This is a genomic window from Gemmata algarum (assembly GCF_034097035.1).
Taxonomy (GTDB): Bacteria; Planctomycetota; Planctomycetia; order Gemmatales; family Gemmataceae; genus Gemmata; species Gemmata algarum.
The window spans coordinates 21,656-43,420 of the sequence record NZ_JAXBLV010000185.1; the positions used below are offsets into that span (position 1 = coordinate 21,656).

Here is a 21,765-nt window from a genome sequence, read left to right on the forward strand (position 1 = left end):
CCGCTACGCCGTCGGCCCCTCCACGGGCTTGGTGGCGTCGAGCAGGAACCCGCACACCGCGGACACGGCAAACGCCCCGGCGAGACACACGAACGCCGTGTTCCAGCCCGTCGCGTGCTGGAGTTCGACGAGCACCCGGGCCGAAAACGCGGCCCCGAGGTTCCCCCACATGTTGCCCCAGCCGAGCGCGGCGCCCACGTTCTTGCCGCCCACGTCCTGAGCGAACGACCAGATCGTCGGGTTGTGCATGTCCACCAGGAACGCCATTACCCCCAGCGCGACCACCACGGTCCAGGCGTCCGGCAACTGAGGGATCAGCAGGAACGCGATCGCGCACCCGCTGAGCGCGGCGCCGATGGGCACCGACCGCCCGGCCCGCGGCCCGAGCCAGCGGCGCGCGAAATCGGTGAACACGCCGCCGAAGATCATCCCGAGGCACCCGATACCGAGGGCCACGGTTTGCATCCGCCCGGCCCGGTCGAGGGGCGTCTCGTGGACCTGCTCGAGGTACTTGGGCAGCAGGGTGACCAGGAACGCCCACCCGAGGTTCATGCCGAACTGCATCGCCCCGAAGAGCCACATGTTGCGCGACCGGGCGAGCGCGGCGAAGCGGGTGATGAGCGACAGCCCCGCCGGGGCGTTGCCCCCTTCGCGTGCGGGAGCAGGGGCACCGGGCGGATGGTCGCGAACGATCAGCCAAAACAGGAGCGCGACGGCCACCCCGCACAGCCCGTACACCACGAACACCCCGCGCCAGTTCACCGGCGCGTCGTTCCCGTCCGGGGCCGCCGGGGACGGGGTGATGGCCCACTCGACGAGCGCGACGCCCGCCAGCGCGGCGGCCAGCACCGCGGTGAGCCACGGGGCAACGACCCCGCCGATCCGCCCGCCGAACGCGACGACCGAGCTGAACCGCCCGCGCTCCTCCGGCCGCGCCCAGCGCTTCACGAGGCCGGCCGCCGCGGGGTACGCCCCGGATTCGGTCACCCCGAGCAGCAGGCGGATGCCGACCAGGGCAACCGCCCCGCCGACGAACCCGGTCAACATGGTGACGACCGACCACGCCGCGATCGAGACGGTGAGCACGGCGCGGGCGCCGTACCGGTCGGCGAGGCTGCCCATCGGGATCTGGAACAGGGCGTAGGTTAAAAAGAACGCGCCGAGGATGTCGGCCAGCCGCTTGTCCGCCCACTTCTTCTTCTTGGCGGCGACCACATCTTCGGGCGACAACTCGGCCCCGGCGGGCGGGTTGGGGCCGAACTTCTTCTTCTTGGCCGCCGCGATGTCGTCGTTCGAGAGCGTGTCGGCGTCGGTGGGCTGGGGTGCGAGCGGGAGCAGCAGCTCGCGCTCCATCGGCGCCGCGAGCGTTGAGAAGCAAACGCGGTCGATGTACATCCAGAAGGCCGCGACCGCGGTCACGGCGACGATGAGGTAGCGCTGAGGCATTGGGAGTCCGGCTCGGTCGATGCGGAACAGGAGCGGCGCGCGTGGAGAGACGCGCCCCGGCGCCCCGGGTGGGAAGGCCCCAGAGTAGCAAGCCCCCCAAGGAGATGCACGGGGAAACGCCCGCGGGCGCGTCTGTCGGTCCGTCTCACGACATTTGATCTTGCCGCCGATCGGCGGCCGGGGGTACGTTTCCCCACCGGTGCGCGGGCACGCGCCCGGCCCGGGAGGGACGGTTATGGTGCGCTGGGGTGTGTTGGCCGGGTGCGCGGCGGTCGTTGTGGGGGCCGCGTTCGTCACTGGGGCCACGGCGCCGCCGCGCCCGCCGCTGCCGGTCGCGGCCCGGGCCGACGGCGGCCGACCGCCGGTCGTGCTCGGCCACAAAACCGGCTACTTCAACATGGCCAAGGTGATGCGCGAGTACGAACGCGCCAGGACCGCGGTCGTGCGGCTGGAGACGCGCCGCGGCCGGCTCGCGGCCAACCTCGTCGGCCTCCGGGCCATGCACGCCGACCTGAAAGCACGCCACGCCGCCGCGACCAATCCGAACACGAAGTTCGACCTGGAATCCGACCTCCGCTCGCTGACCCGGCTCGTCGAGGACCTGGACCGCACCATCGCCAAAATGCTCAACGAGCGGGCCAGCATCATTATCGTCGAGCTGTACGACGAGATCCGGGCCGTCACCGCCGCCGTGGCCCGTGAGCACAACCTCACGGCGCTGCTCGCCTACCCGGACGCGGTCACCCCGCAAGAGGCCGAAAGCCCGCTGGTCAAGGAACTGAAGCTGAAGCCGCCCGCGTTACAGCCGTTTTATGTTGATCCGGGGGCCGAGTTTTCCGAGGAAATCGTCCGCCGGCTGAACGAGAAGTTCGCCACCGGAACGGCTCACTGAATGCGGGCCGATCCGCTTTCGGCCCGGGGCAACACGTAGACGGCGCCGGGATCGGCGTACCCGGACAGTTCGACTTGCCGCTCGTACCGGAGCCCCACCTTCTCCATCACGCGGGTGGACGCGCGGTTGGTCACCAGCGCCACCGCCACCACGGCCGTCGCCGCGGGGTTCGCGAGCGCCGCGCGGACCAGCGGACCGGCGCACTCGGTCGCGTACCCGTGGCCCCACGCCGCCCGCCGGAACCGGTACCCGAGTTCGAGTTCGGTGTCGCGCGCCCAGCCGATGGCGGACGCCATCCGGTGAAACGGCGCCGGGCGGACAAACACCCACCCGAAAAAGTCGCCGGTCGCGCGCGCCTCGACCGCCCACACCCCGCCCGGCGGGTGCTCGTAAAACGGGAGCCACACGCGGATCAGTTCGCGGTACTCGGCCACGCTCCCCCGCGCGAACGGGCCGATGTAGCGCATCACCTCGGGGTCCGAATCGAGTTCGAACAGTCGTGCGGCGTCCGCGTCGGTGTCGGCGAACTGCCGCAACCGGAGCCGTTCGGTTTCGAGCAGCACCTCGTCCACGTCCCCACCCCGCTTGCTACCCGTAAGCTCACGCCGCCAGCGCGACCGCCAGCGCCGCCCCCGTCAGCGCCACCCCGAAGCCGAGCCAGGGCGCCGGCGCGAGGCGGTACCGCGGGGGCAGCTCATGTGCCGCGAGCGTGCCACAGAACCGCCGGTGCTGCCACGTGGCCGCCGCGGCCGACGCGGCGCCCAGCGCCGCCAGGACCACGCCGATCACACCCGCCCAAGTGTGCGCGGGGTGGATCACGTCCGGGCGCATCAGCCGGACAAAAAGGCCGAACCGCGCGACGACGAATCCCAACCCGATCAATCCGAGCGCGGTCCGCACCCACGCGAGCAGGGTCCGCTCGGCCGCAAAGAACACCCGCGGGTCGTTGTTTTCCACCGTCGCCCCTTCCTTCAATCACCGACCGGCGGAAAAACTCTCGCCCGAATTCGAGCAACCGCCGGCGATCGCTCTCACGGCTCCGGGGGGCGGCCGTGCCCGTCGCGCGTTTGCTCGAAACGCAGTCGTGCCCGCCCGTCGCCGTGCTGTGCCGATGGCGACCGGCCAACCGCCGGGTGCGTTAGCGCCAGTCGAACAGCGTCAGTGCGAGCGTCGCGTTCGGCTCGGCCCGGTCCGAAGCGAAGACCGTTTTCGCCCCCTGGCCGTCTGCCCCCACCACGCCGACCCGCCAACCGACACTCAACAATTCTCCGAACTGACGGTGTGAGTACAGGAACCCGACGCGCGTCCCGTCCGGCGACCAGCGTACCCCGAACGGGTCGTTTGCGACATCCACACTACCGGGCTCGGACGCGACAACCGTGTGCGTGTTCCGCGCGAGGTCGAGAACGACCACCCGAACCCCCGGCATGTGGACCGTTTCCTTCCCATCTTTGACCGGGTGCGTGGTACCGTACTGGTACGCGACCCGTTTGCCGTCCGGTGACAGCGCGGCGCACACCACAGACATCGACGGTTCGCCAGCGTCCTTGGACGGACACAGCACCTCACTCGTCTTGCCGTCCGCAGAGACTTTGCACAACACCCCGCGGGTGCTGTACTCAAGGTTAAAATTAATCGAATGCTCGTCTCGGATCGTCAGGAACCACGTGCCGTCGGGCGCCCAGTCTACAACCCGGTGTTTTCTCGGCACGTTCAGAGCGGTTGTTCTCCCCGCGCCCAAGTCGATCAGGACGTGCTCGTACCCCTGGGGGCCGATCAGAGGTCGTGTGAACCGGAACCCGACCGCCTTCTTCCCGTCCGGTGACCACGCCGTAATGTACGGCACCCCGCCCGCCGCGAACAGCGCTTCGCCCCCCTTCGCGGCCTTCACCGGAGCGATGACCGACGGTGTTCCTGGGGTGAGTAGGTACAGCCCCTTGCGGGTATTGAGCGGGAGCCGACCGTCCGGCGCGGCCCGGCCGCACGGGCCGAACGGTTGCGACAGGACCGCGCTTAGCCCGCTCGTCGAAGAGAGCTTGGTCGCAGCCGTATGCCTCAATTCAACCCCGGCCCCGGCGTCCGCTTCCGTCACCCGCGCCACCTCGGTGCCGTCCGCCTTCAGTAGCCGCACGTGCCCAGCGAACCCCAGCACCAGCCGCGACTCGTCCGCCGGACGCGGGGCCGGCGCAACCGCCGGGGCCGGCCCCGGCCGATCCGCGCCCAGGCCCAGCGTCACCCCGACCAGCAGCACGCACGCCGCCAGCTTCCATTTCAGCGCAGATCCTTGCGACATGATCCCCTCCGTCAGTTCCGTGACGCTCGCGGGCGGGCACTCGGAAACCGGCGGCAGCGCGACCCCGTCGGGCGCCAGCGCGCCCAGTGCCACGGCCAGAGCCGTGGGGCCTATGCCCCGGCGCCGCAACCGCTCGGCTAGCAACTGGCGGGCCGCCGCCAGCCGGCTGTACACGGTCCCGACCGGCACACCGAGCTGGCGCGCGACGGCCGGCTGGGACTCGCCCCGCAGGTCGCACGCGACCACCAGGGCGCGGTACCGTTCGGGCAACTCGGCCACCGCTGCGGCCACCGCCGCGCGGGTGTCGAAGTCCGGCTCCGGCTCGGGCCGCCCGCGGTCGGGCGGGAACGCGGTTAGCGACTCTCGCGCGGCCCGCCGGGCCGACCGCCGCCGCGCCGCGCGGGCGGTGTTCACCGCCACCCCGAACAGCCACCCGCCCACCGTGCCCGGCGAGTCCAGTTCACTGGCCCGCCGGGCCAGTACCAGGAACGTGGCCTGGAACGCGTCCTCGGCGTCGTGGCGGTGACCGGCCACCCGCCGGCACACCGCCAGCACCGTCGGCCCGTGCCGCCGCATCAACTCGGCGAACGCGTCCGGGTCCCCGGTGCCCGCGAACCGGGCGACCAGTTCGCCGTCTGTGGCGTCGGTCCGAGCGGCTCGCCGGGCTCGGGCGACGGTCGCGGTCAGTGCGCTGTGCGACATTCCGTTGCCTCCTGGGCCGGCCTCGTGCCCGCCCACGCTTATGTACTGGCGCCGCACCGCCCGTCCCTTCGCCGAAGTGGAGGAAAAATCTCCGAACGCGGAGCCGGGGCGGGCTCGGAACCGAAAGGGTACCCGTCCGACCGGGCCGCCCGCCAGTGGAGGTGTACGGAGCGCGGCACGGGAGCATGACGTGCGAAAGGAGTTTGCTGTGTGAGAGTTGCGTTCGTCAGACACACGATCAGGGGTCCGATCCCTTTTCCGATTGGCCACGACTCGCATCGTGGCCAATCGAATGTAACTCGGGCACCGCCTTCGGGCCGTTGGATGTGCAACAACCTGATACCGCAATTCCGCGGTTGCCGTGTCCGCGCGCACGGCCGGCTCGATCGCCGGGGGGGCTATTGGCGCACCTCTCCCGCGATCATCGGGCCGGTGAACGTGTCCGCGGCGTGCGTCGCGTTCGGCCCATCAGTTGACGAACGTACCGCGGGTCTCGGTTGCGTCCGTGACGAGGAAACTGGCCAGCAGGTTCCCGGCGTAACTGACGACGGTGACGTGCCCGGCGCTGCCGGGGCCGTTGCCCGTTACGATCTCGTCGCGCCCATCGCCGTCGGTGTCCAGGCCCGCCACGCGCACGCCGCCGGTGAACGGGGCGTCGTAGGCCAGGAAGCTCAGGATTATCTCATCGAACGCGCCAAAGGCCCGAACGCGCGGCTGTCCCCCGGCACCCTCACCGGCGACGATCTCCACCTTGCCGTCGGCGTCGAGGTCAGACGCCGCGACGAAGACGCCGCCGGCGAACCCGTCGAAGGCGAGGAAGGAGCGCAGCAGCGTCCCGTCCCGGCCGCTGAACGCCTTCACGTGCCCCCCCATCGCCCCGGCGCCCGCCCCGACGATGAGGTCGGCCACCCCGTCGCCGTCCACATCCCCGCTCGCCACGCTCACCCCGCCGGCGAACCCGTCGAAGGCGAGGAAGGAGCGCAGCAGCGTCCCGTCCCGGCCGCTGAACGCCTTCACGTGCCCCCCCATCGCCCCGGCGCCGGCACCGTAGATGAGATCCGCGACGCCGTCGTCGTCCACATCGCCAGTAGCGACACGCACTTCTCCGGCGAAGCCGCCGAAGGGTCTGGCGAGGTCCCGAGCCGCGCCGCCGATGTCGGCCGTGCCGGCGCTACCGCCCGCGGCAATGGTCAACGTCCGCCGCGGATTGGCCGCGTGCGGCGGCGGGGGGGGGGCGGGCGGCGGGGGCGGTGCGGGCGGCGGTTCGAGCAGTGTGCCATGCACCTCGAAATCGGACAACCCGCTCGGTCCGCCGTCTATCGTCTGCACCGGCGTAACGATTAGTGTGCCCCGCACCGTCGATCCGACCGCAAGAGCGTACGGCGCACCGGTCGCCCCGATGGTAATCGTTTCTCGCGCGGCGCCCGTGGCGTCGAACAGTCCGACAACCAGCTCCGGGGTCGCCCCCCCGGGCCGAACGTAGGCGACCGCCAGTTCGCCGGTGGCGGTGAAACTCGCGGCCGGGGCGCGAGCCGTGTCCACCCCAACCGCCAGGGTCGCCGTGCCGCCGAGGATCGGGGCCGTGGATTGCGTCGCTCCGGGGGTGACGGAGCGCCAAATCAGGTCGGTGCTGCCGCCGGACTGCTCCACGTAGACGAGCCGCCACTCGTCGCTGCCCGGCACGCTGGCCAGCGAAGGGGCGAGCAGCGTGTCGGTGCGTAGCGTCGTGGAGGGCGAAAGGTTGCCCAGGGCGGTGAAGACCCGGGTCGGCGTGGCGGCCTGGGTGCTCAGCGTCGTTCCGGTGAGCAGGTACTGGCCCGCGGCGTTGAACGCCACGTGCGGGAAGATCTCGCCGCCCACAGAACTGATGCTCGTGGTGGTGTTGCTTGCGACGTTCTCGAACGAGGCGTAGGCGGTAACGGTGAGGCGGTGGGTCTGTGGCGTTGTCGTCGTGGCGACTTGGTCGTAGGCCACGACGATGCGGCCGTCGTCGGCCAAATCGATGTCGGGATTGATCTCCAGACGGTTGGCGAGGCCGAGCACGACGGTGGGGTCGAACGGTGTGCCGTCAGCCAGGTAGCGCTGGATGCCGATGTCCGGGTTAGACGACGACGTACCGTTGGGCAGGCCGTCGTAGGCGACGGCGAACCGGCCCTGGGCGTCGATGCCCACATCAATGCGCACCGGCCGGGACGCGGAGAACGGTACCGGGGCGGCGGTAACAGTAATAACGTCCGTCAGGAAGGCGCCGGTGCGATCGAGGACGCGGGCGCGGACGACGGCCTGGTCGGCGGCCTCGAGGTCGGTCCAGGCGACGACGAACCGCTCGCCATTACCGTCGATCGCGACCTGGGGGGCGGCCGACGACAACCCCTGGACGGCGGGGCCGAGCGGCCCCAGGTCGTAGGCGGGCACGACGCGGGCCTCAAGGCACTCGAGCCTCAGCCAGGGGAGTCGGGGCCGCGGCGGTACGCGGTGCGGGCGGGAGAAGGGCCACATCGGCGGTGTCTCTGCGTGAACGGGCTTACCGGTGATGTTGCAGAAACCATAGTTCGTAATCGTTTACACGGAAGGCAGTTGCGGCTTTTGCTCGGACCCGAATAATCTCGCCGCAGCAGAGCCCGTGTCGCATTCGCTTCGCCAGTTGCGCGAGCCCATCGACATCGCCCCGTACACCTCAGCCGCATTACCGCTGGCGCACGCCGTGGCCGGCGGTCGCGCCCTCCGGAAGGAGGGCCACCGACCGAGTGGTGCAAAATTTGCCAATGTATCAAGTGAAATTGAGATTTTTTGTATGGCCGCTGGCGCGGCCGGAACGCTCTACGACAGTCCCGTAACTCCGCCGGCCGGCTTCGTGCCCGCCCACCCTTATGTACTGGCGCCGCATCCCCCGTCCCTTCGCCGAAGTGGAGGAAAAATCTCCGAACGCGGAGCCGGGGCGGGCGGTGAACCGGAAGCGTACCCGGCCGGCCCGGCCGCCCGCCAGTGGAGGTATGCGGAGGGCAACACAAGGTCGGAGCGAAAGGCGGCGGGCGGCTAACGGTCCGCCCCGGTGCGTTTCAACCGCTCTTCGAGCACCGGGATGAGCTCGTCGGGCGTGTCGCCCTTGGCCATAAGTTTCCCGGTCGGGTCCAGCAGCCAGTACGCCGGCACCCCGGACACCCCGCTCGCTCCCTTGGCCCCGAGCCGCCCTTGCGCCCAAGGTAAAGCGAGTTCCTTGAGCGCCGCGCGCCAGGGCGCCGACTCGTCGTCGAGCGACAGCGACAGCGTCGTCAGCCCGCGGGCGGCGAACCGCTCGTGCAGCGCCTTCAGCGCCGGCAACTGCTTCTTGCACGGCGCGCACCAGCTCGCCCAGAAGTGGACCACCGTGTACCGGCCGCGGCAGTCCGCGAGCGTGCCGGTCTTGCCGTCGGCCCGTTCGAACGCGAGCGCCGGCGTGTCACCGACCACCGGGATCGGCTCGACCTCGGCCGTCACCTCCGGCACCTTCAGTTCGCCGCGGGCCGCGTCCGCGGCCGTCACCGTCACCCGCACCACCCGCCGGGCCAGCGGGTCGATGAGGCACCCGCTCGGCTTCGCGTACACCGCCACCGCCAGGTCGTACTCACCGGCCGGCACCCCGCTCACCCGGAACGTGCCGTCAGGCGCGAGTTTCACGAACCAAGCTTGAAGCGTGCTCAGGTATGCCAGCCCTTCCGACGTCTGACGCCAGGTGTCGCGCCACCCGTTTCGGGCGTCGAACCCCGCGGCGGCCACTTCCGGCGGCGGGACGATTCCCGGCTCGCGGCGCACAAGGAAGTTGAGCGAGTACGTGCAGTCCAGGTCGGCCGGTATCTTGCCCGTCAGCTTCACCCGCCCGGTGAGCGTCGCGCCGCCGGAGCCGAGTCCCAGGTCGGTGCGGGTGCCCGGTTTGAGGGCGAGGGGCACGCTCGGCCCGGAGCGGAAGCCCGGATCGTTCCACGGCCCCAGTGAGACCTGGACGCAAACTGGGCCGGGCGGAACGCGGGGCAACTCGAATCGTCCCTCGGCATCGGTTATGGCTTGGCAATCGAGGAAGACCAGCGGCCGGGTCCTGTCTTGAATACGAATCGGTGTCGCGAACACCGTGGCGCCGGCGATCGGCTTCCCGCCGTCGCGGAACGTTCCGCGGACCGCTCCCCACGGCTGGAGCTTGAGTGTGCCGGCGTCGGCCTGGTCGGCCGGGCACTCGGCGACCGCGATTCCCGCTTCGGACTGCGCGACGACGGCCCACGGCTCGCCCGGGTCGGGGAACTCGAACCGCCCCTGTGCGTCGGTGAAGATGCAGTAGTCGAGGCCGTTCTTCGAGAGGGTCGCCTGCTCCGTCGGGGTGGCGATCTGGACCTGGGCTTTTGCCACGGGCTTGCCCGCGGTGTCGGTTATCACACCGGTGCGCATCCGGCTCGGGACGAGCTTGAAGTCTTGTTTTTGGCTTGTGGGATTGTCGGCCAGGAGTTCCGGTCCGTCCTGGGTGCGATACCCCGGAGCTTCGACCCGGAGCCAGCGAAGCGGGCTGTTGCCGTTTGGAACGGCGCGGAACTGAAACTGCCCCTCCCTGCCCAGCACCGCCGCGCCGCGCCATGCGGACACAGCGTCGTTACTGAAACCGCTCACTGGGGTTACGGTGAACCGGGGGATCGGTTTGCCCGTGACCGCGTCCGTCACGGTCCCGGTGACGCGCGGCTCGGCCTTCAGTTCTACGGTTCGGTCCGTCGTTCCACCAGTGACGTCCAGCTCGACGGCGACATGATCGACCGCATCGACACGCACTTTAACCGGCTCGTCCGGCGCCGATCGCCACTCCCAGACGCCGTTCGCGTCGGTGCGCCGGGGAATGCCGGTGCCCGGCACCTTCGGATAGTTCGTGTTGTGCTCCGAGTAGATCGATTCGCTCCCCTTCCATTCGTGCAGTGTGACATACGCTCGCGGAACCGGCTTGCCCGCCTCGTCAACGACCCGCAACCGGATTGACTTGCCCGCTGCCATGCGGAAGTCCTGGGCCGGCATGTCGGCTTTGAGTTCGACTGTGCGTAGTTGCGGCGCCCAACCCGGGGCAATCACGGTGAGCGACGTTTTCCCCGGTGCCAGCGCCGGCAACCGGAACGTGCCATCGGTGCCGGTTGCGAACGTACTCGTCACGCGTCCGCTGGACGGGGCGTCGCCATGAATTACAAGCGCGTCTTTGATCGGTTTGCCATCGGGAGCGGTCACGGTCCCGCGAACGCGGACCCCAGCCTTCAGTGCGAGCGCCGCGGTGCCGTTTCGAAGTGCGGCCAGCGTGATTCCGGCGCTCTTGGCCGATCGCTCCCACTTGTCGGTCGCGAAATCCGGGTGGGTCGCCAGGAGGCTCAGCTCGACCTCCGGGTGATCCGGAACGCCGTCGACGCGCCATCGCCCGTCGGTATCCGTCGTGGGCGCGTCGTTGCTCTCCGCTATCCATCCATTGTAACGGACCCGACCATCGCTCCCGGCCGGCTTCAGGGCGTTCTCCAGGCGCACCTCGACCCGCGCGCCGGTGACCGGCTTCCCCTTTTCGTCAACGATCCGCCCGCCCGCGGTCACGGCCGATTCGAGCCGGAACGTGTACTCGGCGGGGACGCCTTTACCGCTCGCCAGTTCGCTCCGCTCCCAGTTCGCGAACAGCGTGGCGAACGACTTCTTCCCTGCCCACAGCCGGAGGATGGTGAAGGTCTTTGGGAGCGGAACCCGGGCGGCGCCGGCGGCGTCGGTCTCGATGTCGCGGTTCGCCGGAAAGCCCTCCTCATCGGTCCAGATACCCGCATGGACGTTCGCGCCCGGCAGCGGCTTGCCCGTGGAGTCGAGGACGACCACCCGCATCGCCTCGACGGCGGGCGGCTCGGGCGCCCGCTCCGCCGGGGCAGCGGTTTTGGGCGGCTCCTCCGGCGTGCTCCCAGGGCGTGCCGCGAGCGCTCCGACCACCGCGAGGCAGCCGCACAGGAGCGCCGCGCCGAGCGCGACCCTGAATTTGTTCCAACCTGTCATGCCGATTCCTCCGTGTACGAGTTCGCCGACTTGCGACGAGAGTCCTGGGCCGCCCGTTGCGAGGGTGGCGCGGACCACGGCCTGTACGAGGTGGTTCGGTACCGCGACCGCGGACGAACCGAGCAGGAGCGTGCCCAGAAGGGCGGGGAGCCCGATCCGGCGTCGCGTGAGCGCGTCGCGGAGACGCCGGCGCCCCAGCTCCAGGCGCTTCTTGAGCGTGGCCGGCGTGCACCCCAGGCGCTCGGCCGCCTCGGCCCGACTCGCCCCCTCGAGCGCGCAGAGCACCAGCGGCGCACGAAGCACTTCGGGCAGCGCGAGCAGCTCCTCGTCGAGCACCGCGAGCAACTCGCGTCCGCTCATCTCGTCGAGCGGGTCCGGAGCGGTTCGGCGCGGGGCGCGCTCCTCGTGGCGTGCGCGCCGGGTTGCGGCCCGGCGAACCTTGAGCGCCAGCAGGTGCGCGACCCGGTGTAGCCAACTGGCGACCGACGGGTGCCACCGGCCGGAGCCGGCCTTCCGGCTCAGGAGCAGAAACGTGGCCTGGAACACGTCCTCCGCGTCTGGGGATCGGCCGAGCACCCGGTGCCCGGTGGCGAGCACCATCGCCCCGTGGCGGCGCACGAGCGCCGCGAACGCCGCCTCGTCCCGCCGGTCGGCGAACCGCCGGAGCAGCTCCCGATCGGAGGCCCCGGTGTTTGCGTGCGCGGCGACGAACCACTGGACGCGCTGCCGGTCGATCTCGACGCCTGGCATCGTTAAGCCCCTCCGCTCGAACAGGCTTCTGGCCCGTCGCTGTACATGAAATCCCCGCCGGCGCCGGATCGGCTAACGGAAGCGGCCGCCTTTTGTGGCGGCCGCGCTGCGGGTTTGGGATCGATGAGTGGAGAGGGGCGCCCCCAGCCACTGGCCGGAGGGGATGTGCCGTGGGCGAATAAGGAGCGGGTTACTTCTTTCCGAACAGCGACCAGCCGCGTTTCCCGCTCGTCTCGCCTTCCCGGAACAGCACCCCCTCGCGGTGGAACTGGCGCACCGCGGCGAAGAGCCCCGTTAGCACGCACGCGGCCAGGACTCCGAACACGACCGGCACGTGCCCCCACGGGAACGCGTCGGTCCGCACCGCGAGCAGCCGCTGCTGGAACAGCAGCGCGTTCGCCACCGGCACCCAGCGGGTGAACTCGCTCAGCTCGATCCCCGGCGTCATGCTCCAGTACGCCAGCGGCAGTACCACGAAGAACAGCGGCACCATGTAGTAGTTGCCTTCCTTCGTGCTGCGTGCGAACACACCCAGGGACAGCGCCAGCGCGGCGAACAGCAGCGCCAGCGGGATCGCGGCCAGGAGGCACGCGGCCAACCCCGCCAGCGAGATCAGCCCGTGCCCGAACAGGCCCGGGGCCAGCAGCGGGGCGGCGGCCACCGCCACCAGCATCAGTGCCACGTTCCACAGCGCGGTGCCGAAGCTGAAGCACGTCGTGGCCAGGAACTTCCCGGCCACGATCTCGGTGCGCTCCGCCGGGCTGATGAGCAGCGTCTCCATCGTGCCGCGCTCCTTTTCGCCCGCGGTCATGTCGATGGCCGGGTAGATGGCGCCGGTCAGCATCCACATCACGAGCAGGAACGGGATCACCTTCACCAGCATGTCGCGCAGGTCGTCGGCGATCTTCTTCTCGCTGGTCTTCTCGGACTGCGGGTCGCGGATCTCGATCGGGTGGTCGATGTCGGCCGGTAGCCCCAGCCGGGCGAACCGGGCGGCCTTGAGGTCGTTCGACCAGTGCTCCAGGACGCCGGTGACCCGCTGCACTGCCAGTTTCGAGTTCTCCTCGCCGTCGCGGCCCAGCACGCGCACCGCGGGGCGCGCCCCGCGGTCCAACGGGACCGTTGTCGTGGCCACCGGGAACGCGCCCACCACAACGGGCACCTCGAGCTCGGGCCGCTCGTACCGCGCGAGCCGGGCCGGAAGGTCGGAATCGAGGACCACGATGGCGTCCACGCGCCGCTGCGCGAGCAGCTCGCGGTACTCGTCGTCGGTTCCGGCCGGGAGCGGCTCGACGACCATCGGCGCGGACACGAGGGCGGTGCCGGTGTACCGGGGGGCGAACTGCCCGTCGGGTCCGAACAGCGCCGGGTACGCCCGGAGCTCTTGCGCCGCGGCGCCGGGGCCGCCGAGGACCGGGGTCAGGTCCGGCTCGGCCGCCGGCGCGTGCCCGGGGCCGACCACCCCGACCACCAGCTTCTTTTCCTTCAAGGCGGTGACGAACAGGATGCCGACGCCCACGAACAGCGGGTACATGAGCACCGGCAGCCCGAGAATGAGGAACAGCGTGCGGCGGTCCCGCAACTGGTCGCGCACTTCGCGACCGGCGATCAGTCTGACGACGGGCCAGCGCATAGGTTCTGTCGGCGTGCGGTGTGGAGGGGCCTTTCCGCTGTTATACGCCCCGCGCGAGCCGCAACGCTCCGCCGCCCTCACTTTGAACTCTTGGACGCGCGACTGATTCGGGAGGTTTCGCCCCACACACGAACGCCCGCTTCCGCTCCGTGCTGCGTCCCCGACGCGGCGGGTTCTTTTTTGCGCACGGTGGTTCGGGTACAACGGTTCTACCGCGGCCCGCCCCTCTCACGGGCCGCCGCCGACCGACTACCGGACAGGTGCATTTATGCGTTTCCGTTTGCTGCTCACGGCTGCGGTGCTGATCGCGGCGCCGCTCGCGTTGCCCGCCGCGGACAAGCGGCCGATGAAGGTTCAGGACCTCTTCGCGTTCAAGCGGGTCGCGAGCCCGCAGATCAGCCCCGATGGGAAGGCCGTCGTTTATCAGGTCACCACGGTCGATCTCGGGGCCAACAAGTCCTCGACGGCGCTGTGGCTCGCACCGACCGACGGGAAGACCGAGCCGAAGCAGATCACCGATCCCAAAGGCAAGAAGGACATGAACCCGCGCTGGTCGCCGGACGGCACGCGCGTGCTGTTCGAGTCCACGCGGTCGGGCGCCCCGCAACTGTGGGTGCTGACCGTCGGTGAGGAGCCCAAGCCGGTCACCAGCATCAGCACGGGCGCGTCGAACGGCACCTGGGCGCCCGACGGTAAGTCGGTCGCGTTCGTGTCGACGGTGTACCCGGAGTTCAGCGAGAAGCCGTTCCCGGAATCGGACAAGCTCAACAAGGAGAAGGACGAGGAGATCGAGAAGAGTCCGGTGAAGGCGAAGACGTTCACGAAGCTGTTCTACCGGCACTGGGACGATTACGTCGGCGACAAGCGGCAGCACCTGTTCGTGTGCAACCTCGACGGCACCGACACGCGCGACATCACCCCGGGCGACCGCGACGCCAACCCCACGTCGTCCACCTTCAGCAGCGGCGACGACTTCACATTCTCGCCCGACGGCAAGTACTTGGTGTTCACCGCGGTGCCCGATAAGGACGAGTCGTGGAGCACCAATTACGACATCTGCCGCGTGTCGGTCACGAACACCTCGACCAAGTGGGAGTGCCTGACGAAGGACAATAAGGCCGCGGACGGCGGCCCGAAGTTCAGCCCGGACGGCAAGAAGCTGGCGTGGCGCGCGCAGAAGCAGGCGGGGTACGAGGCGGACAAGTGGGACATTCTCGCGGCGGATGCGAACCCGGACGGGACGCTGAGCGGACCGCCGCAAAACCTCACCGCCGCGCGGGACGTGTCGGCGAACGAGTTTGCCTGGGGGGCCGGAGGGGCGGTCGCGTTCGTCGCCGACGACTCCGGCTCGACCTCGCTGTTCCACGTCACCCCGGCGGGCAAGATCGGCGAGGGCATTCCGTACCGCAACGGGTCCGGTGGAACCTCGGCCCGCCAGGGGCACGTCTCGGCGCTGACGGCGAGCCGCGATGGCGATGTGTGGATGCACCTCTTCGCCCGGATGACTTTCCCCGCGGAAGTCGTCGGAGTGCAGTTCTCCACCTCGAACGACAACTCCTCCGTCAAGGGACTTGGCGTGCCGAGCCCCCAGAACCGTCCGCTCCTGGCCGAACTCGATCTGCCGCAACCGGAGTCCGTAAAGGTGCCGGTCGAGGGCGGTGTGAACATGCAGATGTGGGTTCTGAAGCCGCCCGGGTTCGACGCGTCGAAGAAGTGGCCGGTGGCGTACCTCGTTCACGGCGGGCCGCAGGGCGCGTGGGAGGACGCGTGGAGCTTCCGCTGGAACCCGCAGGCGTGGGCGGCGCAGGGGTACGTGGTGGTGATGCCGAACCCGCGCGGGAGCACCGGGTTCGGGCAGAAGTTCGTGGACGAGATCACCGGCGACTGGGGCGGCAAGTGCTACCGCGACCTCATGGCCGGGCTCGATTACGTCGAGAAGCTCCCCTACGTCGATAAGGACCGGATCGGGTCCGCGGGCGGCAGCTTCGGCGGGTACATGATGAACTGGTTCGCGGTGAACGACGCGGCGAAGCGGTTCAAGTGCCTCATCACGCACTGCTCGGTGTGGAACTTCGAGAGCATGTGGGGCACGACGGACGAACTGTGGTTCGACGAGTGGGAGCACGGCGGGCTGCCGTGGGAGAAGCCGGGCAAGTACGCCGAGTTCTCACCGCACAAGAAGGCCGGCAACATGGCGAAGGCCAAGACGCCGATGCTCATCATTCACAACGACCTGGACTTCCGCTGTCCGATCGGGCAGGGGCACGAACTGTTCAGCGCGCTCCAGCGTCAGGGGGTGCCGTCGCGGTTCGTGAACTTCCCGGACGAGGGCCACTGGGTCCTGAAGCCGAAGAACAGCGAGCACTGGCACAAGGAAGTGTTCGCCTGGCTGAAGAAATACGTCCCGCCGGGGCCGAAATAGCATGTGAAAACGCAGAGGCAGTTTGGCCACAAAAAAGCACAAAGGGCACAAAAGGAAACCGAAGACGAAAACAAAAGAGTGTGTTTAAAAGCACTGCTCTGCTTATGTCTTTGGTTTCCTTTTGTGCCCTTTGTGCTTTTTTGTGGCCAACGCTCTTCTGCTTGTGTCTTCGGTTTCCTTTTGTGCCCTTTGTGCTTTTTTGCGGCCAATCTCTCTTAATGCTATGCTGCCGGTTCGACGGTGACGCCGAGCGGGTGCCCGTTCTTCGCCACGTGCGGGTCCGGGCCGAACGACGTGATCTGGTCGGCCTTCAGCTCCGCCACTTCCATCGCGCCGATCCACACCGCGACTTTGCCCTTCGTGTGCGCCTCCAGCATGAGTTCGACGCACTTCTCCACGGTGTAGCCGAAGACCTTCCGCAGCACCGTCACGACGAAGTCCATCGAGTTGATGTCGTCGTTGTGCAGCACCACCGCGTAGGGCGGCTGGCGGCGCGTGCGGGTCTCGGTCTCCTCTTCGGGAACGACATCCGGGGCGGGCGTGGCGTTGGCCATGAGTCCGGTCTCTCCGGGAGCGGTCGGGAACCACGGTCAGTATACCCCCCTCGCGCGATGCGTGGAAGTGCGGTGCCAGACCCGAGACTACGGTCCGACGCAGTACAGTTGACCGCCCCCCCGATGAACAGCGCCGCGGGCCGGCGCCGGCCCGCACGAATCGCCAAGCTCGTTCCCACGGATGAGCCCGGCGTCACGCCCGACGCGAACCGTTCGACCGCGCCCGGCTTGAGCGAGCCGGCCCCGGCGGCGCCGGCGCTCACGGTCCAAAACGCCAGAAGCAAAAAGCCCCGCTTGGTGCGGGGCCGGAGTGGTTACTGTGGCGGTGGCGGCGGCGGGAACCCGCCCGGGCCGCGCTCACGGAACGCCTTCTTCTGCTCGTCCGTGAGAATCTTGTTGAGTCGCGCGTCCACGTCCTTCTGGAGCGCGGCGAGTTCCTTCTTCTGCGCGTCGGTCAGGTTCAGTTGATCCTGAAGGAACGGCGGCAGCACCTGCCCCGGTTGCGGCGGCCCGAACCCCGGACCTCCGGGGCCTCCGGGACCACCGGGGCCGCCCGGGCCGAACCCACCCGGACTGCTGCCGCCGGCCGTCGCGGTGGACTCTTTCGTCAGGAGCGCGGTCAGTTCGTCCTTCGTGAGAACCCCGTCCTTGTTCGCGTCGGCCCGCTCGAACAGTGCGTGCAGTCGCCCGTCGGTCAGCTCGTCTTTGGTGAGCTTGCCGTCCTTATTCGCGTCGTAGGCGAAGACGCGGGCGACCATGTCATCGACGGTCACGGCCCGTCCGCCCGCTTTCCCTCCCTTTCCGCCCTTCCCACCGGGCTGCCCCGGGGGCTGCGCCGACGTCAGCGACGCGGTCCCGAGAAGTGCCGCCGTGAACAGTACCAGAGCAATCGCGCGCATCGCCGGGTTCCTTATTAGGGGTCACTTCTTCTGGTTCATATCCGCTTCGGACGGCGTGAGGCCGATGACGATCTCGAAGTACGCTTGCAGCTCGCCGATCTTCGAGTCCTTGACCGGCTTGAAGTCGACCAGCACCAGCTCGCGGTCGATCAGGTCGCGGATCTGGTTGAACACCCCGTCGCGGGCGTTGCCGGCGTGCCCGCGGACCATGAACTGGCTGGTCAGCAGGTCGCGGTTGTTGCGCTTGACCTTGAAGTGGATGTGCGGGGCCGGGCGGCCCGGGTACGGCACCGGCTTGATGGTGCGGAACCGGTACTCGCCCTTGTCGGTCGTGGTGCAGCGGCCGAACCCCTGGAAGTTCTTGTCCTGCTGCTTGGCCTTCGGCGCGCTGTCGGCCGAGTGCAGGTACACCGCGTTGGCGTCGCACTGCCAGATCTCGACCAGCACGTTCTTCACCGGGGCGCCGTTCACGTCCAGCACCTTGCCCGTCAGGTGCGCGACCTCGCCGAGCGCCGGGGTGGTGTTCTTGCCGATGACGATCAGGTCGTTGTCGGTGTCGAGCGGGATCTTGTCCGGGTAGAACGGCCCCTCGGTCTGGGGCGGGGTGCGGAGCAGTTGCTCGGCGAACAGCGCCGGCGAGGTGAGCGCCGACGCGCCCAGCGCGCCCAGGAACGCGCGCCGTGTGGGGTCGAACAGTGGACGGTTCATGAGCCGGGCCTCGGATCGGTGAGAGGGGAACGAAGGGGAACGTGCGTCTCCAGTATAAACGCGGCGGCCCCCCGGCTGCGACTGTCTTCACCGGATGTTCACGACGGGCGCGCCCGGCCGGTTGCCGCGCCCCGCCGTAAAATGACACGGTATGATCACGCTTCTACTGTTTGCCGTCGCGGTCGCGTGGGTCGGGCACGCGTGCGTGTGGGTCGCGGTGCTGAACAACCTCTACGCCCGCCCGCTTCCGAAGGGTCCGCTCAAGGTGTGGCGGTTCGCCACCGGGGCCGCGATCCTCGCGTTCCCGTGGCTCGTGCTCGGTCCCCTTGGCCCGTACCCTCTCCTCGACCAACCGCACGAACACGGGAGGGGGCCGCTCGAACACGGGCTGCTTGCCTACGCGGTCGCGTGCCTCGCGTTCGGCGGGCTGGTGTTCCCGCTCGTCACGCTCCGCCGCGCGCTGCGGAAGCCGCCGGCGTGTGTCGTGAGTGAGTACACGCGAACGCTGGACCTGTGGCCCGAACTCGGGGAGAAGCTCGTCGGCGACGGGAAGGGGCAGTCGGCGACCCGGCTGCCGGGCAACGGCGTGTTCAAGTTCGACTTCACGGAGCTGACACTCGCACTGCCGGGCCTGCCGCCCGCGTGGGACGGGCTCACGATCCTGTTCGTGAGCGACCTCCACTTTCACGGCACCCCGAGCCGACTTTACTTCGAGCGTATCATTGACGAGCTGACCGCCGGGCCGGAGCCCGATCTGGTGTGCCTGGGCGGCGACTTCGTGGACACCGACGCACACCGCGCGTGGATCGGCCCCCTGCTGGGTCGGCTGCGCGCGAAGGAGGCGAAGCTCGCGGTACTGGGGAACCACGACCTGTACCACGACCCCGCCCGCGTGCGCGCGGAACTGGCGGCGGCGGGCTACACGGTGCTCGGTAACGGGTGGCAGGAGATCCGCGTCCGCGGCGCCCGGTGTGTCGCCGTCGGCCACGAGGGGCCGTGGGTTCGGCCCGGACCGGACCTGAGCGGCGCCCCGCGCCCCGGTGAGGCGTTCCGGCTGTGCGTGAGCCACACCCCGGACAACTTCTACTGGGGCGCGGCGCACGGGGTCGGTCTGATGCTGTCCGGGCACGTCCACGGCGGCGGAATCCGGGTGCCGGTCATCGGTTCGATCTTCGTGCCGAGTGTGTACGGCCGCCGGTTCGATTGCGGGGTGTTCGCTGAACGCGGCTCGGTGCTGGTGGTGGGCCGCGGGGTGAGCGGGAAAGAGCCGCTGCGCGTCCGGTGCAACCCGCAGGCGATTCGTGTCACGCTGGTGTCCGCTGCTTCCTGAACGAGAAACGCTATGCGAACGCTCATCGCTGCGTCGGTGCTCACGGTCGTTGCCGGTGTCGCGGTGGTACCGGCAACGGGGCAACCCGCACCGGAGTCACCCAAGCCAAACCGGTCGCCGTCCGAAGCCGAACTCGACGCGCTGGTTTCGGACGCACGCAACGGTAACGTTTGGGGGGGGGCCTACAAACTCGTTGCCCTCGGGCCGGCAGCGGTCCCGTCGCTCACGCGTGGGCTGTGGGGCGACACCGCGACGCGGCGCGAGTGCGTGGGACTGCTGGCGCAGATCGGTCCGGACGCGCGTGCCGCCGCCCCGTCCCTGGTGCGGTTGCTCGGCGACAACAACCCGGAGGTGCGCGGAGCCGCCGCCCGCGCGCTCGGGGCGATTGGAGCACACCGGGCGGCTCCGGCCCTCACTAAACTGCTCGACGATCCGTCGGCCCCGGTTCGGCTGGGCGCGGCCGAGGCGCTGATCGCCTTGGGCGCGAGCGCCGAGGTCGTCCTTCCGGTTCTGACAAAGGCGCTAAAAGCTGAACAGCCCGATGAGGCCCACGCCGCGGCGCGGTTGCTCGCCGACCTCGGCCCGGAGGCGGCCCCCGCGGTGCCCGCGATCATCGACCGCCTTGCCGATGCGAGCCCGCTCCTGACCGGCCTCCTGGCCGACGCGCTGGGGCGGATCGGCCCGGGGGCCAGGGACGCGCTGCCCGCGCTCCGCGCCAGAACGAAAGAGGGCACGGGCGCGGCCCTGTACCGCACGCAAGCCGCACTCGCGCTGTGGCGCGTCGACCGCGATCCGGCGGCCGTGGCGCTCTTGCACGGGTCAGCCGGTACGAAGGAGGGTGTTTCGTCACTCGCCCCGCTGTGGCGCATCGACCGATCCAAAGAGACGGTGGCGGCCCTCGAGCGGTGGCTCAAGGCCGAGGACTCGAGTGACGTGGTGCTCGCAGCCGAAACGCTCGGCACGGCCTCCGACGCGGTGCTACCGGCGTTGCTGAAACTGCTGAAGGGCGACTCCACCGCCCGGGCGCTCGCGGTACCCGCGCTCGGCGAACTGGGGCCGGCCGCGCGGGACGCTCTGGAGCCGATCCGGCAGAACATGAACGCGCGGCGGCGCGGGCCGAGGCTCGACGACTTGGTCGCGCTGTACCGCATCGCGCCCACGCCGGCGGCGGCGCGGGCCATCACCGACCTGCTCGAGGACGAGAGCTGCGCCGCCTCAGCGGCCGAGGCGCTCAAAGAGCTGCGCCCCGCAGGACTGGCGGTGGTTATCGAACTGCTCGCGGCGCTCGACGCGTCCGACGAACACGTGCGGTTCGCATGCGCGGTCGCGCTGTGGCGCATCGAGCGGCACCCCCGGGCACTACCGGCCATGATCCGGCTGCTGCGATCCGACGAGCCCAGGATGCGAAAAGCGGTCGCGACCGACATCGGCCGCGAGTTCGGACCCGACGCGAAGGCGGCGGTGCCCGAACTGGTCAAGCGGCTGTTCGACCCGTTCGCGTCGGTTCGGGCGGCGAGCGCAGGCGCGCTCGGGCGCGTGGGACCGGGCGCACGCGACGCCGTTCAGCCGCTGCTCGCGGTTCTCGACGGCGACGAGCCCGCGCTCGTCCAGGCCGCGGCGGTCGAAGCACTCGGGCTGATCCGCCCTGCCGACTCGGGGGAGGTGGTCGATGCCCTCAAGCGGAAACTCAAACACCCCGACGCGCTCGTCCGCGCGCAGGCGGCGCTCGCGCTGCTCCGCACGGCCGGCGACCGGGCCGGCGAAAGGGAGCTGGAAGCAGCCCTGGAGTGGCGCGCCCACCCGGTGCGCATTACCGCGGCTGAGGCGGCGTGGTTGCTCAACAAGGACGCCCGGGTCGTACCGCTACTCATCCGCGCTTTGGAGGAGTCCAACCTGGAAGGCACGCGCAGCGAGGGCGAACGGTGCATGGCGGTGCGGGCGCTGGGGCGTATCGGGGCCGACGCCAAGGACTCCGCCCCCGAACTGGTGAAGCTGGTGAGCCACCGCGACGCGGCGCTGGCCGCGGCGGCCCGCACCGCGCTGAAAGCGATCGCCCCGGAGGCGGCGAAGGGGGCCGGGGTGAAGTAGCGTCACCCGGTGGGTTCCGTATGATTT

At 69.7% G+C, this 21,765-nt stretch carries 14 protein-coding genes; 4 read left to right on the top strand and 10 right to left on the bottom strand.

What is annotated here, in order from left to right; translation table 11 throughout:
- Positions 1–3 precede the first annotated feature (3 nt).
- The gene (locus tag R5W23_RS17305; protein ID WP_261188535.1) at positions 4–1,446 is read right to left on the bottom strand and encodes an MFS transporter; all 1,443 of its coding nucleotides are present in this window, start codon (positions 1,444–1,446) and stop codon (positions 4–6) included.
- Between the two features lie 235 nt (positions 1,447–1,681).
- Between R5W23_RS17305 and R5W23_RS17310 the strand changes: the two genes are divergently transcribed.
- Positions 1,682–2,338 (top strand): OmpH family outer membrane protein, encoded by a 657-nt coding sequence (locus R5W23_RS17310; protein WP_261188534.1) that lies wholly within the window; start codon positions 1,682–1,684, stop codon positions 2,336–2,338.
- On the opposite strand, the gene R5W23_RS17315 is transcribed toward R5W23_RS17310, so the two are convergent.
- The 6 genes from R5W23_RS17315 to R5W23_RS17340 form a co-directional block, all read right to left on the bottom strand.
- Positions 2,332–2,910 carry a GNAT family N-acetyltransferase gene (locus R5W23_RS17315; protein WP_320687372.1) on the bottom strand — a complete coding sequence of 193 codons (579 nt, stop codon included), beginning with the start codon at positions 2,908–2,910 and terminating at the stop codon, positions 2,332–2,334. The genes R5W23_RS17310 and R5W23_RS17315 overlap by 7 nt on opposite strands.
- 28 nt (positions 2,911–2,938) lie before the next feature.
- Entirely contained in the window at positions 2,939–3,295 is a 357-nt protein-coding gene (locus R5W23_RS17320) for a YidH family protein (RefSeq protein WP_320687373.1), read from the bottom strand.
- A gap of 181 nt (positions 3,296–3,476) precedes the next feature.
- Positions 3,477–5,333 (bottom strand): RNA polymerase sigma factor, encoded by a 1,857-nt coding sequence (locus R5W23_RS17325; RefSeq protein WP_320687374.1) that lies wholly within the window; start codon positions 5,331–5,333, stop codon positions 3,477–3,479.
- Between the two features lie 468 nt (positions 5,334–5,801).
- Positions 5,802–7,748, bottom strand: a complete 1,947-nt coding sequence (locus R5W23_RS17330) for a hypothetical protein (protein ID WP_320687375.1) — start codon at positions 7,746–7,748, stop codon at positions 5,802–5,804.
- 621 nt (positions 7,749–8,369) lie between these two features.
- Positions 8,370–12,104, bottom strand: coding sequence for a sigma-70 family RNA polymerase sigma factor (locus R5W23_RS17335; RefSeq protein WP_320687376.1), 3,735 nt, complete (start codon positions 12,102–12,104; stop codon positions 8,370–8,372).
- 190 nt (positions 12,105–12,294) lie between these two features.
- The gene (locus tag R5W23_RS17340) at positions 12,295–13,737 is read right to left on the bottom strand and encodes an ABC transporter permease subunit (protein WP_320687377.1); all 1,443 of its coding nucleotides are present in this window, start codon (positions 13,735–13,737) and stop codon (positions 12,295–12,297) included.
- 268 nt (positions 13,738–14,005) lie between these two features.
- On the opposite strand from R5W23_RS17340, the gene R5W23_RS17345 reads away from it, so the two are divergent.
- A complete protein-coding gene (locus tag R5W23_RS17345) occupies positions 14,006–16,159 on the top strand; it encodes an alpha/beta hydrolase family protein (protein WP_320687378.1) in 2,154 nt (717 codons plus the stop codon).
- A 221-nt stretch (positions 16,160–16,380) separates the two neighbouring features.
- Here R5W23_RS17345 and R5W23_RS17350 read toward each other — a convergent pair whose 3' ends face one another.
- The 3 genes from R5W23_RS17350 to R5W23_RS17360 all read right to left on the bottom strand — a co-directional run bounded on the left by R5W23_RS17350 (position 16,381) and on the right by R5W23_RS17360 (position 18,320).
- Positions 16,381–16,713 carry an ATP-dependent Clp protease adaptor ClpS gene (locus R5W23_RS17350; protein ID WP_320687379.1) on the bottom strand — a complete coding sequence of 111 codons (333 nt, stop codon included), beginning with the start codon at positions 16,711–16,713 and terminating at the stop codon, positions 16,381–16,383.
- A 314-nt stretch (positions 16,714–17,027) separates the two neighbouring features.
- Positions 17,028–17,612, bottom strand: coding sequence for an EF-hand domain-containing protein (locus R5W23_RS17355; RefSeq protein ID WP_320687380.1), 585 nt, complete (start codon positions 17,610–17,612; stop codon positions 17,028–17,030).
- A 21-nt stretch (positions 17,613–17,633) separates the two neighbouring features.
- Positions 17,634–18,320: a protocatechuate 3,4-dioxygenase gene (locus R5W23_RS17360; RefSeq protein WP_261188523.1), complete on the bottom strand. Its 687-nt coding sequence runs from the start codon at positions 18,318–18,320 to the stop codon at positions 17,634–17,636.
- 151 nt (positions 18,321–18,471) lie between these two features.
- On the opposite strand from R5W23_RS17360, the gene R5W23_RS17365 reads away from it, so the two are divergent.
- A complete protein-coding gene (locus R5W23_RS17365; RefSeq protein WP_320687381.1) occupies positions 18,472–19,650 on the top strand; it encodes a metallophosphoesterase in 1,179 nt (392 codons plus the stop codon).
- 12 nt (positions 19,651–19,662) lie between these two features.
- Positions 19,663–21,738: a HEAT repeat domain-containing protein gene (locus R5W23_RS17370; protein ID WP_320687382.1), complete on the top strand. Its 2,076-nt coding sequence runs from the start codon at positions 19,663–19,665 to the stop codon at positions 21,736–21,738.
- Positions 21,739–21,765 lie beyond the last annotated feature (27 nt).

Excerpts from the sequence above, each read along its gene's own strand:
- R5W23_RS17370 (WP_320687382.1), top strand. The coding sequence starts at position 19,663 with ATGCGAACGCTCATCGCTGCGTCGGTGCTCACGGTCGTTGCCGGTGTC.
- R5W23_RS17325 (WP_320687374.1), bottom strand. The coding sequence starts at position 5,333 with ATGTCGCACAGCGCACTGACCGCGACCGTCGCCCGAGCCCGGCGAGCC.
- R5W23_RS17305 (WP_261188535.1), bottom strand. The coding sequence starts at position 1,446 with ATGCCTCAGCGCTACCTCATCGTCGCCGTGACCGCGGTCGCGGCCTTC.
- R5W23_RS17365 (WP_320687381.1), top strand. The coding sequence starts at position 18,472 with ATGATCACGCTTCTACTGTTTGCCGTCGCGGTCGCGTGGGTCGGGCAC.
- R5W23_RS17345 (WP_320687378.1), top strand. The coding sequence starts at position 14,006 with ATGCGTTTCCGTTTGCTGCTCACGGCTGCGGTGCTGATCGCGGCGCCG.
- R5W23_RS17340 (WP_320687377.1), bottom strand. The coding sequence starts at position 13,737 with ATGCGCTGGCCCGTCGTCAGACTGATCGCCGGTCGCGAAGTGCGCGAC.
- R5W23_RS17355 (WP_320687380.1), bottom strand. The coding sequence starts at position 17,612 with ATGCGCGCGATTGCTCTGGTACTGTTCACGGCGGCACTTCTCGGGACC.
- R5W23_RS17310 (WP_261188534.1), top strand. The coding sequence starts at position 1,682 with ATGGTGCGCTGGGGTGTGTTGGCCGGGTGCGCGGCGGTCGTTGTGGGG.
- R5W23_RS17360 (WP_261188523.1), bottom strand. The coding sequence starts at position 18,320 with ATGAACCGTCCACTGTTCGACCCCACACGGCGCGCGTTCCTGGGCGCG.
- R5W23_RS17335 (WP_320687376.1), bottom strand. The coding sequence starts at position 12,104 with ATGCCAGGCGTCGAGATCGACCGGCAGCGCGTCCAGTGGTTCGTCGCC.
- R5W23_RS17350 (WP_320687379.1), bottom strand. The coding sequence starts at position 16,713 with ATGGCCAACGCCACGCCCGCCCCGGATGTCGTTCCCGAAGAGGAGACC.